This is a genomic window from Lysinibacillus sp. NPDC056185 (assembly GCF_047737915.1).
Taxonomy (GTDB): Bacteria; Bacillota; Bacilli; order Bacillales_A; family Planococcaceae; genus Lysinibacillus.
The window spans coordinates 1-13,838 of the sequence record NZ_JBLLLQ010000002.1 but is presented as its reverse complement, the minus strand read 5'-3'; the positions used below and the strand labels follow the sequence as shown (position 1 = coordinate 13,838).

Sequence of the window (13,838 nt, the reverse complement as noted above, 5' to 3'; positions counted from 1 at the left end):
AAATGGAAAATAATACATTAATTTTTGCACACTCAAAACAGGGCTAAATTAGTATTAACTAAAAAGTATTTTGCTCATTATCAAGAGATGACATTTGATAGACTGTGTATAAGTTGATTGGAGTGGAGGCTGGGCGACTCCTCGGGGATCAGCGTCACAGATGAGACCCTGGAGCGAGCACATAGGGAACGAAGGCTAAAACCATCACGTCCTGTGATAACGCCTTCGTGACCAACATCGGTGCTGTTGCTGTCGCTACGTTAGCACTACGCTTTCGCGCAAAAAACATCTGTTGGCCCAAGCGGCTCATCGGACGCCCCCAGGAAGCTCTGCTCTGTGCGAAAGCGAAGCGTCAGCAACAAATGTTTTCTGTAGCGAAAGCAAAGCGTCAGCTACAATTGTTTTCTGTGCGAAAGCGAAGCGTCAGCAACAAAGCGCCCAGCCGGAACGGAAATCAACCTCACGTTATGGAACAACAAATTTAATGAGTGACACATTTACATTACGGAAACTTATTTGTTTTTGTTTTTTTTACTCTGCACTTCGAGTAATTCAGAAACTGTGACAAATTTATATCCTTGCCTTTCAAGTTCCGGTATTATTTTTTCCATCGCTTGCACAGTTTGATGACGATTTCCGCCTCCATCATGAAAAAGAACGATATTTCCTTCTTTGACACCGTTTAACACAGTGTTAACAATTCTATTAGTACCTGGACTTTTCCAATCTAAAGTATCTAAGTGCCATGACCACATAACAACTTTATATCCTTCTTTAGCAATTGCTTGAATCATTGCATCTGAATACTGTCCTTCTACAGGGCGGAATAAAGTAGGCTTAAATCCTGTGATGTTTTGAATGACGTCATTCGTTTGATTTATTTCCTTTAGTAAATTTTCAACATTCGTTCTTAGAGGATGCGTAAATGTATGGTTGGCTAGTTCATGACCTTCCTTATACATTCTTGATATTACCTCGGGATTTTTTTGCGCATTTTGACCAACAATAAAAAAAGTAGCTTTCGCATGATATTTGGCTAATAAATCTAAAATCTGAGATGTGTACTTCCGATGTGGTCCATCATCGAAAGTAATGGCAACAATTTTTTCATCCGTATTGATCTCCCAGACAATTTGTCCTGCTTCTTCATAATACTTTCTTCCTTTATTTTCATATCGCTCTGCGCCGACATTCGCATAAAAAAAGGAGACAGTTAAAAGGCAAATAGGCAATAAAAACAGGAATTTTTTCAAATCTTCACTTCCTCAAATAAAATATTTAGTACCTTATTATTTGAGGAATGTTAAAAAAAATGCTCTTTTTTGATTTTTTGTTGCAGTGTATACTTCAGAGTCAGCTGCTAGAGGTTGTCCTTACAGTGATTTCGGGATTAAAACGTAGGATACTTTTTATCATTGATTAATTTGCTATTCATGTTACTATCTATTCAAAATCTGCTCATTTATTTTAAAAATCTGTTTCAAATGATGTTCCATATGTTCAAGGTAGTCTTGGATAAGCCACTGTAGCGTTATTAGTTGATTATTTTCAAAGCCACATTGAAGAGCAAGCTTTTCATCGGGAATATTTTTAATAACATAGATAATTTTTTTATTTAAGCTCACCCATAGATTCATTACTTCATCAAAAGGTAACTCTTGATACCCTTGAATTTTCACCCAATGAACTTGGTCATACGGAGTTAATACTAAAGGTTCCTTTTCGTATTGTATTTTAATGAACCTTTCCAGATTATTAATGGCGGAGTCGCATAAATGGCCTAATATCTCTTTTTTTGACCACTTTTGAGGCGCTGGTCGTTGTGAAATCTCTATTTCAGACATTTGACGAAATTCCCCAGGCACCTTATCTATCCAAAAATGTAATTGATCTATAATACTTTGCACATTTTTCACACCCCTATTTAGCTATTTATAAAAACTTAAATAATAGTCAATTAATTTAATGACTTCGTATATTTTTTTATATTCTTTTTCTATTTTAAAGGAAATAAACAATACAGCTACATTAAAACTTAATACTGCAAGGGCAACTAATTGAACAAGTGAGATCCCAATCATCAGCTTAGTATTGATGGCAGAGGCAATTATTGTAATCAATGATAATATAACACCACATAATGTAATATAAATTGGCTTAGATCTAATAATTTCATTTGCTTGTAATTTTAATACATCTAATAAATATCGAATTTCTGTCAATTTATATTGTTGATCAAAAATCACGAAATATGACATATAAACATCGTTTGCTATATTTTCATTGAGTATATTTTTATGAATTTTTTTCACTAATCGATCACAGAAATCTTTATCTAATGCTTCTTCAGGTATGAATAGTTCCTCTTTATTTTCAAATACATTCGTGCCGGGATGCTTCAAACCCCTCATCCTCTCATACTGGTTTACCTGATTTAATGACCTTATTAAGAATAGAAAACTCATTTATAGTCAAAACATAGTCACCTAAATTTTTCAGATATTTAAATTATATGAAGGGATGGAAAGATAGTATGTTATTTTTGGATAAAATTTTATTGTAAGTTTAGGAACTGCGGGAAACATACATAAAGTTCCTTAGTCAAGTTGTTGATATACAGCTAATGCATCCGTAATATTGAACTGCTCTGTTCGTGAGTCACCTTTAGCACCTACTGTTACTAGAATATACTCCTCGCCTTTAATTGTCGCTAGACTTGCTAAGCATAAGCCTGCTTGCTCTGTGTAGCCCGTTTTGCCGCCAATTATTTCACCTCTCGTTTTTTCATTTGCATTCAAATTTTTAAACATTCGGCTCGTCACCGTCATGCCCTCTGGGTGAAGATTCGTTGACTTAATTGAAAATCTTTCCGCCGTATAGATATCTCTAAAGGTGTTATTGGTTAAAGCATATTGTAAAAGTATCGAAATATCTTTCACACTCGTATAATGATCAGGATGATGGAGTCCTGTTGCATTCATAAAATGTGTGTTTTTCATCCCTAGCTGTTTAGCTTTTTCGTTCATTAACTTTACAAATTTACTCTCCGACCCAGTTATGTAATCGGCTAAACCAATAGAAGCATCCGCACCTGAAGGTAGCATTGAACCATAAAGTAAATCCTCTGCTGTTACCTCCTCATTAGGAAGAAAGCCTGCCATAGAAGCATTTTCTTCATATAAATTCTTAAATATACTTTTAGGAAGCACAATCTTTTCCTGTAAATTCGGGATATTTTCAATTGCAACTAAAACCGTCATGATCTTCGTCAATGAAGCAGGATAAATGATTTCGTCACTATCTTTGTCCAATAAAATCTTATTTGTGTCTAAGTTCACTAATATAGCATTTGAGCTATGTAAATTCACATCAAGATTTATTTCACTTTTCTTTGGCATTTCCAGCTGAGGGGTATCAACTATTTCTAGCTTTGAATCTTGATATTCATTTACAATCATGACCACCAGAAAAATAAAAATCAGTAATATTAAGCTATAAAATCCTTTTCTTTTAAACATAAAAACAACTCCTTCTCTCTATGCCTCTATTGAAACATAAAAGAAGGAGTTCTTTTTTAATAATCTATTATTAAATTCTTAAGGTTTCTTAAGAAAGTGTTGGAATCATAACAGTGAACACTGTTTTTTCATCATCACTTGAAGCTGATATCGTTCCTCCATGAGCATGGACTATTTCATTGGCAATTGCAAGACCAAGCCCCGCCCCACCTGATTGAGTCGATCTGGCAGAATCTAAACGATAGAATTTTTCAAAAATCATCTTTAATTTTTGTGGTGGAATTGCTTTTCCCTTATTTGTAAATGAAATAAATGTCTGGTCATTTTGATGGTGTGCGCTAATATGAATAATACTGTTATCATCGCTATATGCTATGGCATTTTTTAAAATATTATTAAATACCCTCGCTAATTTATTGGCGTCCGCAAAAACTTTCATTTCTCCCTCGATATTAACAATTGCTTGTTGTCCTTTAGGGGCTAATAAGGGATAAAATTCATCTGCCAATTGCATTAACATGTAATTTAAATTGATGGATTCTTTATCTAATATAATGGACTGTAAGTTAAATCTAGTGATTTCAAAAAATTCATTAATCAACTGTTCTAGCCTATATGATTTTTCTAGTGAAATCATCACATACTTTTCTTTTTGCTCTACAGGCATGTCCTTAGCCTCATCCAACAGACTTAAGTAACCAATCATAGATGTCAGCGGTGTTTTAATATCATGGGCTAAGTAAACAACGAGATCATTTTTGCGCTGCTCAGCCTCCTGTGCATCCTTTGCCCGTTTTTCTAATTTATTTTTTGCATCATTTAATTTTTTCTCCATAAAATCTAGCTCAGAAGGAAGATTTATTTCCTGATTTGATTCCTCTGAAAGCATATTAACACCTATGGCAATTTGGTTAAAATACTTCGTAAACCGAGAAAGTGCAAAATAAAAAATTACTAATAGCAAAATAATTAAGCCTATCGCTAACCAAAGTGACTTATTTTGTTGAAATAATATTCCATAGGCTCTCTGTGCCGAATAATAATCAAGCTGTAGCACATTTTCACAAAATCGAATAAACCAATCAGCGAATGGGGCTTGTAAGACACCATCAATAAACACATATCTTATGAAATAGCCGACCAACAATGCTATTACTAAAATCAGCAAAATTTGAAGCATTATTGTTCTTTTTAGTTTTCCAAAATCATTTTTCAATGGTATACCCCACTCCCCAGACAGTTTTTATGAATTTTGGGTTCTCTGCGGAATCATTCATCTTTTCTCGTAAATGCCTAATGTGAACCATTACCGTATTGTTACTGCTATAATATTTCTCACCCCATACTTCTTGAAATAATTCTTCTGATGAAACGACACGCCCTCGATTTACACATAAAAACCACAAAATGGAAAACTCTGTAGGTGTAAGAGACAGTTGTTTTTCATTTAACATACATTTTCGAGTTTTTTGCTCTAAAATTAAGCCTGAAAAATCAATAATCGGATCATTTTGTAATATCCCCTGATGATTGTACTTTGTAGATCTGCGAATTTGAGCCTTAACCCTTGCAATAACCTCCAATGGGCGAAATGGCTTTGTTATGTAATCATCAGCCCCTAATGTAAGTCCCGTTATTTTATCTATTTCCTCTTCTTTCGCTGTTAACATAATCACCGGAAAATGATATTGTTCCCGAATTCTTCGGCAAATTTCAAAGCCATCGATTTCAGGCATCATTACATCAAGAATAGCAAGATCCAATTTGATCGAGTGTATACACGCTAACGCTTCCTGAGCATCATAAAATTTATAAACATTAAAATTTTCATTTTTTAAATAAAGCTCAATTAAATCCGCAATCTCCTTTTCGTCATCAACTACAAGAATATTTATACCCATGCTCATAACCACCTTTATTCAAAAGCTTCATCTTTGTTCAAAACCTTGATTTAACAATATTCCCAGAGGTTCTACTAATCATCCAACATCATATCACTCCGTTAAACTTACTGTCATGCAAAGTCTTATTATTTAAGAAAATCTAAAGAATTACACATAAAAAAACCACTCGTTTGACAACGAAGTGGTCTAAACAATTATTATACTGAAATATAAGCCATTAAGGTGGTTTTATTATCTTGCTTGATCATCATAATAGGCTTCATTAGCAGCCTTTTCATTATTGCCCTTTATATAAGCTAAAATCATATCAGGTCGTTTCAGTAACAACCAGTCTCCATAATGGTCAAATCGTCTGCACGAAGTAATCATTCCATTTTTAATCGTTCCGTATTTTTTACCGTTCTTCTTGCCCCATTGTTTTAAACGCTTAGCAAAATCAGCATCTTCAGCCATTAGCATATTCTCGTTAAAGCCTCTTATTGCCTGGAAGTCTTTTTTATAGCACCAAAAGATCCCTACAGAAATAAAACCATACTTGATTAGTAAAGGAAAGATTAGCAGCATGGTAGATACTACTATACCTAAAGACATTCTTTCAAAACTTCCGTTCACGCCGCCTCCAATGAACTGATTGGAAGCTAAGTGCTTTTCAACCTCAGATAGCATGTGTTCTGTCATTCGAGTATCAGCATCAATTGTAATGAGAATCTCGCCTTTTGCTAACGCAGCTCCAGCATTTCTAATTTTGGATAAATTTTTATCGTTATTTTCCAATGTCACGCAATTGTAGGATTGTGCAATTTCTTTCGTTTTATCGGTACAACGATTTAACACAACAATAACTTCTACTTGATTCTTATAGGGTTGTGCAGCCTTTGCAATTGACTCTAGACACCCACCAATATAATTTTCTTCGTTATGAGCAGGTATTAGAATAGAAAATTTCACATTTCCATCAGAAACATCTTTTATAAATGGTGTGCTTTCCGACATATAAAATCTCCCCTTAATAAGTAGTTCTCGTTATTTTAATTTAAGTATACATGTAAACGCTTCCCTCAATATTTTTATTTTTGGGTTTTTATGTCTATTCTGTAACAACATTTACACTGTAGTAAAATGAATTAAGTCCCACTTTAGAAATCACGTTCACATTTAAATTTTTGGGCAAAAAAATAGAGCTGATTTTGTGATTATCAACTCTTCGTCTTATTTTATTTAGGATGTTTATTCATTAGAACTTCTTTTATTTAACCGTTTATAAATGAGTTGCCTCGTTTTACCCCTTCAGATATTATTGATTTAAAGGGATGTTTTTTATTTCCAAAAGAAAAGTGCATCTGAATGTAGAATTAAAGAAAGTTGCCCCGTTTTGCCCCTTTGGATATGGTTATCTAAAGGGTGTTTTTAAATGGCAAAGAAAAGAACATTTGAATAAAAAGATCGATTAATTGTTGAATGACAATTAGTTGTTAAAGTGCCTTTTAATAGAACAAGTCTTATTGACTAACCCTAAAGCAAGGTAGGAGGAAATGAAAATGGAAAAGATTAAAAAAATTGTAGCAGAACGAAGAACCTACACACCTAACCAAAACACTCATTCCCATAATTATGCTCAATTAATTTTGCCTCTCCAAGGAGAGCTTTATATTAATACAGGGGCACAGGATCTTCAACTAGACCACCAAACATTATTTTTTATTCCACCCGAGTGTAATCATACTTTTCATTCAATTGTACGTAACGAGTTTTTGGTTTTAGATATTCCTCATTTTATGTTAACTAAGAAAAAGTTATATAATAAAGGAATTTCATTTAAATTAGATAATCAATGGAAAGGGATTCGATATCTTATCCTGAATGAAATCGATAAACAATCTTTAAATGGCTCTGCTCTTAAAGACCTATACCCCTATATTTCACATTATTTACTCCAAGAACAACAACCTAAATCTATTAGGTATATCAATGAACATTACAATGAGAATATTACGGTTAATAAACTGGCTTCACTTGAACATTACAATCGTTCATATTATTCGGATTGGTTTCTAAAAGAAACTGGGAAATCACCTTCAGCATATATACAGGAACTTCGTTTGAATAAAGCAAAAGAATTGCTTCTGAATACTGATTTACCCATTTTACACATCGCGATTCAAGTAGGTTTTGAACATCAATCTTCCTTAACACGTTTATTCCAAAAATATGGGGAAATAACACCAAGCCAATTTCGAATAAAAAATAGAACTTTTGAAAATTAACCCTTATAAATTAGTATAAACTAATCAAATAACGAAATTCGGATAAAAAAATTCTGAATTTTAGTAAAAAAACTGTTATCCGTTGTTTGTAAAATTTTAATATGGACTTGGTTAAGGGCCGAGTTACTTCTTGATATTGTGGTTCTTTCTGTAATCACGTTTTTTTGAGAAGTCACTTAACTTAAAAGGAGCAAAACGATGGAAACAGTTTTAGGTTTATTTTTTACACTCTTATGGTCATCTGCAGCGATAGCTACAAAGTTTGGCTTAAACTCTACCACCCCGTTGGTATTGGCTACCACTCGCTTTCTGATCGCTGGAAGTTTGCTATTTCTTTATGTTTATTTGTTAAATAAAAAATATCCTTGGCCACGGTCACAGGAATGGGGCTCATTAATTGTTTTAGGGTTATTGAATACAACAATTTATCTGGGTGCAACCTTTTGGGCATTGAATTATGTATCGGCAGGCTTATTTAATTTATTTGTTACAACAAATCCTTTTGTGGTTGCTTTACTGTCCTCTATATGGTTAAAACGAAAAGTTTATTTACAAGAATGGATAGGAATGGTCATAGCAGCATTTGGACTATTAATTGCCTTATGGCCATCTATCACAACCAGTGAGGCTAGTGTAAATGGATTGATTATTTTGGGGATAGGAATGGTATCAATGGCAATTGGAAGCGTTTATTTTAAAAAAGTCAATTTAAATCTACCGAGTATTGTCATTAATACTTGGCAAGTGTCTATTGGTGGAGTTGCTTTAATCCCTATAGCTTATATTCTCGAAAAAGAAAATTATTTTTTGAAATTGGATTATTATTTCCTTGGTTCGTTATTTTGGCTGGTGTTTATTATTTCAATCGGCACAATGTTGCTTTGGTTTTACCTGTTGAAACAGGATACGGTAAGGGCTAACAATTGGTTATTTATGACTCCTATTTTTGGATACATATTAGCTACTATTTTTTTAAATGAATCTATTACTATGTTTGATATTACAGCAACAGTATTTGTAGTAATGGGATTATTACTTTCTGGGAATATTGCCGTCCTCCCTATCAAAAAACTCCAAAACAGAATCCGAAAAGTTAATTATGATTCAAGAAGTAAAAATATAAAATAAGTTCTGACTAGTGCTTTATTCAATTAAAGGGCACTTTAATTGAATAAGGTTCACAGAAATGATTAAACTTTTTTAGAAATAAATGATTCAATTGAAATTATTAAAAGCGTGTTTTGATCAATCTTTTTTCAAATCACGCTTTTTTTTGTTTATTTATCAGGTTTATTAATATTAATTTGATTAAACTTTATTTTAAAGCAACATCCGGAGTCGGCTTTGTGCTTAGGCCTGCAAATGTTTTTTGTGGTAAAGCGCAGTGCTAACGTAGCGGCAGTCGCAGATTTTTATTGCGCGAAAGCGAAGCGGCAGCGAGAAGATTTTGGTCACTCAGTCGTGTGTTGTTGTTGTTGCTGTCGCTTTCGTTACAAAAAACATTTGCTTAAAGAAGTTAAATCAGATGGACTTAACTTCCAAATGCGAAAATAAGCTCTGTCTCACAAGCTATTTCTCCGTCAACTGTTGCTATTCCACGTCCTTTACCAATGGCACCCTTTAAGCGTGTAATTTCCACTTCAAGACGCAATTGATCTCCTGGTTTAACTTGTTTTTTAAAGCGACATTTATCAATACCTGCCAGTAATCCTAGTCGCCCTTGATTCCCTTCTTTTGTGAGCATAATAATAGCACTTACTTGAGCTAATGCTTCGACAATTAACACACCTGGCATCACTGGATAATTAGGAAAATGTCCATTAAAAAATTCTTCATTGATTGTTACATTTTTAATGGCTACCGCTCTCTTCCCCTCTTCTAATTCCAATACTCTATCAACTAATAGAAAAGGATAACGATGTCTAATAACTTCTTGTATTTGTTGAATATCTAGCATCAAAAAAACCTCCAAAAATATTATCACCTAATTCTATCATTAATTATTAGTAGTTGGTACTATTTTTATGTTTGAATTACGAAATAAAAGCCACATTCCCATGGATGTGACTAATATATTTTGTATTAGTAGTCTTGCTTATTAAGTGGCCAAATAGAAGTAGGTACATTTTTATATGGGAAGTTTCTCAAATAATTCGAGGCTGCTCCTGGTGCATCAACATAAATAATATCTCCCACTATTGGTTCGAATGCTGCTCTAAAATGATTTTTCGCTTTCAGTACAAGTAATTTTTTATCTGATGGCTCTATTCCGATATGGCGGAACATCTCAGGATCATTAGCAGACATTGGTGTGCCTATTAATAAGATTTCAACATCTTCACATTTTATATGCACGGCATTCTTTAAGTCCATACGATAGTTTTTCTGATAAGGTCCCGAATTATAAAATACACCATCTGAAATAGCAATAACATCTGCTATTACGTCAATAGGAAGTCCGTATTGAGGATTAACCTTACCCCCTAATTGTAACTGGACTTTAGATCCAATTCCCGCTTCCTTACATTTTTCAATACTTTCAACATCGTAAATTCCACCTATTAAACAATCCTTAATGTTTAGCGCTAAAACTTCTCTCATGAGTTCAGTTGTATCAGCGCTACCACAGCTTAGTGGGTTATCTGAGATATCAACTAGCGCCACTGGCTGATCTCCAAAAAGTTGAAAGGTCTGTGAAACCGCTTCTTTAATTGTTGGTAGAGTTACTAAGAACTCTTCTTTAATGTCCATATATAAGTTTGTCAAATTTTCAAGTGCTTGCTTGACCTCTATCACGATTAATTTGTCTACAAAGCTCTAGGGCAGATTCATTCGCCTCAGACCCCACACATACTGTACTACGATTGGTGTTGTTTAGATTGACACAAAGAAAAATATTTGTTATAAATTTGACCATAAAACTAACAGAAAATCTCGTTTTAAAACTCGAAACGAAATCGTAACACAAAATCCTTTAACTATAATCCAATAATATACAATATTATACGAATATCACAGAATTATTTTCTGATTTTTATAAATAGTTAATTTCAATTCTTTACAGCATTTCATTATCGACAGGCATATAGAAGATAGCATATAATATTTTTTGCATTCATTAAGTTAATTTTATTATCCTCTTAACTTAATGTTTATTTTATTAGAATAGGATGGGTAAATATGTTATCTTTTATTGCAATAGTTCTTCTTTTATTTTTAATTCCTGGTCCCGCTGTTATCATTACCATTACGCAAACGCTAAAAGGTGGTAAAAAGAACGGTATTTTCACTGCTCTAGGAATTGGGCTTGGTGACTTAGTCCATACGTCAGCAGCTGTATTAGGGTTATCAGCAATTTTAATGAAATCAGCTACTGCGTTTGAAGTAGTGAAATATATCGGTGTTGCATACCTTGTTTATTTAGGTATTCAAATGCTACTAACGAAGCCACAAAAATTAGAAAAACCAACTGTTGAACAAAGTCCAGCAAGTACTTCTTTCCGCCAAGGTTTTTTAGCGGAAATTTTAAATCCAAAAACTGCTTTATTTTTCTTAGCGTTTTTACCACAGTTTGTTCAGCATAATGGCCAATCTATCACTGTACAATTATTGATATTAGGCATTACTTTTGTTGTAATGAGTGTTTTATATACTATTTTGTTAGCTATTATAACAAGCTTTATTGGCGAAAAAATCTTTACGAAGACATCAAACAATGGTTCACGTTGGATTGAAAAAGCTGTTGGTTTCGTTTATATAGGTCTAGGGGTTAAATTAGCACTTCAAACTCAAAGTAAATAATATATAGTTTCTTAGGGAGAACACGATAAAAACGTGCTCTCCTTTTATGTTTCAATAACAAGTCCCATTTCAACTCTTACTTCCTTTTTTTCAATATCTTCATTGGAATAACTTAATAGGTCACATCCAATAAGTTGAAATCCATGCTTTCTGTAAAATTGAATGGCAGGATAATTAGAAGTTTGCGTTTCTAGAACGATCGCTCTCACCCCTATTTCTGTTGCTCGCTTTTTCACCAAAGCCATGAATTTACTCCCAATTCCTTTATGTTGATGAAATGGATCAATATGAATATCATTAATTCTTAACACATTATGCCACTTCTCTTGGCTGATGCTAACAATTCCTACTTCTTCTTCATTTAATTCAGCAATATAGCATTCAATATCTTCTATATGATCTTCAAAAATTTCTCCTTCCAAATACTTGTGAAACGGGGTTTCAAAATGTTTTAACGTAAAATCAATTGCCCAGCCATTTTCTCGTTCTTTATAGACAACATCATAATAGTTGTTGGAGACGTATTGATAGATAATTTTTTTACCATTAGGAAAGTGTTCTTTATATATCCTTTTTATCTGAAACAACTTTAATCACCCTTTTCATAGTTCTTTAGATAATCTTAATGAACATGGGTATAACTGTAAACAAGTTAGAAGATTTACAACTTGAATTAGCTGATTACATTGATAACCACATTCGGATTCATGGATCCCTTGAATACATGAGTCCCGTTCTGTATAAAAATGTACACTATAAAAATTGTTTAGTTTTGTGTAGACAATCCACTTGTTATAAAATACTCTTATTACTCATTAATTAAAGAAGGTGTAAATAGATGTATGATATTACAATTATCGGTTCAGGTGTAAGTAGTGTTTTTTTAGCATATACCTTATCTCAAAGTAATCAAAAGATATTAATTCTTGAAAAAGGAAAATCTATAGAGGAGAGAAATTGCCCTTTAGATCGAGGCGAAACGTGCAATTGTAATTTATGTGAGAAATATTTTGGTTTTGCTGGTTTGGGTAAATCAGAAGGAAAGTTTAATTATTCAACTGAATTTGGCGGCGAATTGGAGCAAAAAGTAGGTAGAGAGAATCTACAACACTTAATGGATGAAGTTGACGAAATTTTATGCCGTTTCGGTGGAGACTCTGTTTTTAAATATTCCACAGCTAATACAGAACTCTCAAAAAGAGCCCAATTATGTAACCTACAGATGTTAACTACTGAGGTGAGACACCTAGGTACGTCACTTTCAACGGAAATTTTCCAACAAATTTATAATGTTTTATCAAACAAGATAGATATTCAATTTGAGGTGGATGTGCAAGATATAAAAAAAGATAATAATTCTTTTTCTTTAATCACAAATAAAGGTAATATCCAATCTCAGCAAATAGTGTTTGCAACAGGTCGATCCGGGACAGATTGGTTAAAAAAACAATGTTCTAGTCTTGGAGTTAAGCAAGGTAAGACTCGTTTAGATTTAGGTATTAGAGTTGAAATGGCAGAACAACAGCTACGTTCAATTTTGGAAGATACCTTTGAAACAAAACTTGCTTATGCACATGAAAATATCATTTCAAGTACTTATTGCATGAATCCTAAAGGAAGAATTATTCGTAAATATCAAGAAGGTTTAGTCATGCCAGATGGTCAAAATTTTCGAGAGCAAAAGAATGGAACTTCTAACTTGAATTTTACTTTGTTCACTCCAACATATTTCCCTACTCTTGAAGATGCAAATACATATGCACATAAGGTGATCGGCGAAATAAATAAAGGGACAGATCGTATTGTAGTACAACGTTATGGAGATTTAAGGAAGGGACACTCTACAACAAAAGAAAATATGAATTATAATCGAATTCAGCCTTCGTTAAAAGCTGAATTTGGGGACTTAACTAAAGAAATTCCTTTACTATTTATTCAAATCATGCAGGGATTTTTAAACCATTTGGAAAAATTTATTGGTGAAGCCATTGATGAGGATACATTGCTTTATGGTATGGACGGAAAATTTTATTCACCAACAATAGAAACTGACGGAAATTTCCAAACAAATATTCAAGGATTATATGTAATTGGAGATTGTTCAGGAGTTACACATTCATTATCACAGGCAGCAGCTAGTGGTATTTTCGTAGGTAAACATTTAGCTATTGAGACTCCCACCCCTAAAGGGACAAGCTGACTAATGTCAGTGGGATTCCTGAGTAACTAAGCGTTCGCAGTCCATTTCTGTTTTGAACAGCTCTCAAGATTGGGGTATCCCATTACCCCTCCCTATCCAGTGCATATAGCAGATAGGGCTACGCTACTTTTACCATAGCGTATAGTTGCTG

General features: G+C 33.4%; 15 protein-coding genes. 5 read left to right on the top strand and 10 right to left on the bottom strand.

Going from position 1 to position 13,838, the window contains the following annotated elements; genetic code table 11:
• Positions 1-512 precede the first annotated feature (512 nt).
• The 7 genes from ACMZ42_RS02545 to ACMZ42_RS02515 form a co-directional block, all read right to left on the bottom strand.
• Positions 513-1,253, bottom strand: a complete 741-nt coding sequence (locus tag ACMZ42_RS02545; RefSeq protein WP_370082068.1) for a polysaccharide deacetylase family protein — start codon at positions 1,251-1,253, stop codon at positions 513-515.
• A gap of 186 nt (positions 1,254-1,439) precedes the next feature.
• Entirely contained in the window at positions 1,440-1,907 is a 468-nt protein-coding gene (locus ACMZ42_RS02540) for a DinB family protein (RefSeq protein ID WP_415730442.1), read from the bottom strand.
• A 21-nt stretch (positions 1,908-1,928) separates the two neighbouring features.
• Positions 1,929-2,402, bottom strand: a complete 474-nt coding sequence (locus ACMZ42_RS02535) for a hydroxymyristoyl-ACP dehydratase (RefSeq protein ID WP_370082071.1) — start codon at positions 2,400-2,402, stop codon at positions 1,929-1,931.
• 195 nt (positions 2,403-2,597) lie between these two features.
• On the bottom strand, positions 2,598-3,518 hold the full coding sequence (locus ACMZ42_RS02530) for a D-alanyl-D-alanine carboxypeptidase family protein (RefSeq protein WP_415730441.1): 921 nt from the start codon (positions 3,516-3,518) through the stop codon (positions 2,598-2,600).
• 88 nt (positions 3,519-3,606) lie between these two features.
• Positions 3,607-4,698, bottom strand: a complete 1,092-nt coding sequence (gene vanS, locus ACMZ42_RS02525) for a vancomycin resistance histidine kinase VanS (RefSeq protein ID WP_415730663.1) — start codon at positions 4,696-4,698, stop codon at positions 3,607-3,609.
• Between the two features lie 25 nt (positions 4,699-4,723).
• Complete coding sequence (vanR, locus tag ACMZ42_RS02520; protein ID WP_415730440.1) at positions 4,724-5,419, bottom strand: VanR-ABDEGLN family response regulator transcription factor; 696 nt, start codon at positions 5,417-5,419, stop codon at positions 4,724-4,726.
• 234 nt (positions 5,420-5,653) lie between these two features.
• Positions 5,654-6,415 (bottom strand): glycosyltransferase, encoded by a 762-nt coding sequence (locus ACMZ42_RS02515; RefSeq protein ID WP_415730439.1) that lies wholly within the window; start codon positions 6,413-6,415, stop codon positions 5,654-5,656.
• A gap of 545 nt (positions 6,416-6,960) precedes the next feature.
• On the opposite strand from ACMZ42_RS02515, the gene ACMZ42_RS02510 reads away from it, so the two are divergent.
• Positions 6,961-7,686, top strand: coding sequence for an AraC family transcriptional regulator (locus ACMZ42_RS02510; protein ID WP_415730438.1), 726 nt, complete (start codon positions 6,961-6,963; stop codon positions 7,684-7,686).
• Positions 7,687-7,884: 198 nt separating this feature from the next.
• The gene (locus ACMZ42_RS02505; RefSeq protein ID WP_415730437.1) at positions 7,885-8,814 is read left to right on the top strand and encodes a DMT family transporter; all 930 of its coding nucleotides are present in this window, start codon (positions 7,885-7,887) and stop codon (positions 8,812-8,814) included.
• Between the two features lie 403 nt (positions 8,815-9,217).
• On the opposite strand, the gene fabZ is transcribed toward ACMZ42_RS02505, so the two are convergent.
• Complete coding sequence (gene fabZ / locus ACMZ42_RS02500; RefSeq protein ID WP_370082083.1) at positions 9,218-9,643, bottom strand: 3-hydroxyacyl-ACP dehydratase FabZ; 426 nt, start codon at positions 9,641-9,643, stop codon at positions 9,218-9,220.
• A 125-nt stretch (positions 9,644-9,768) separates the two neighbouring features.
• Positions 9,769-10,482 carry an MlrC C-terminal domain-containing protein gene (locus ACMZ42_RS02495; protein ID WP_415730436.1) on the bottom strand — a complete coding sequence of 238 codons (714 nt, stop codon included), beginning with the start codon at positions 10,480-10,482 and terminating at the stop codon, positions 9,769-9,771.
• Positions 10,483-10,866: 384 nt separating this feature from the next.
• Here ACMZ42_RS02495 and ACMZ42_RS02490 point away from each other — a divergent pair, with 384 nt between their 5' ends.
• On the top strand, positions 10,867-11,487 hold the full coding sequence (locus tag ACMZ42_RS02490; RefSeq protein WP_370082085.1) for a LysE family translocator: 621 nt from the start codon (positions 10,867-10,869) through the stop codon (positions 11,485-11,487).
• Between the two features lie 44 nt (positions 11,488-11,531).
• Here ACMZ42_RS02490 and ACMZ42_RS02485 read toward each other — a convergent pair whose 3' ends face one another.
• Positions 11,532-12,074, bottom strand: a complete 543-nt coding sequence (locus ACMZ42_RS02485) for a GNAT family N-acetyltransferase (protein WP_415730435.1) — start codon at positions 12,072-12,074, stop codon at positions 11,532-11,534.
• Positions 12,075-12,103: 29 nt separating this feature from the next.
• Here ACMZ42_RS02485 and ACMZ42_RS02480 point away from each other — a divergent pair, with 29 nt between their 5' ends.
• Both ACMZ42_RS02480 and ACMZ42_RS02475 read left to right on the top strand, forming a co-directional pair.
• Entirely contained in the window at positions 12,104-12,310 is a 207-nt protein-coding gene (locus ACMZ42_RS02480) for an IS3 family transposase (RefSeq protein ID WP_415730662.1), read from the top strand.
• A 15-nt stretch (positions 12,311-12,325) separates the two neighbouring features.
• Complete coding sequence (locus ACMZ42_RS02475) at positions 12,326-13,687, top strand: NAD(P)/FAD-dependent oxidoreductase (protein WP_415730434.1); 1,362 nt, start codon at positions 12,326-12,328, stop codon at positions 13,685-13,687.
• The last annotated feature ends 151 nt before the right edge of the window (positions 13,688-13,838 follow it).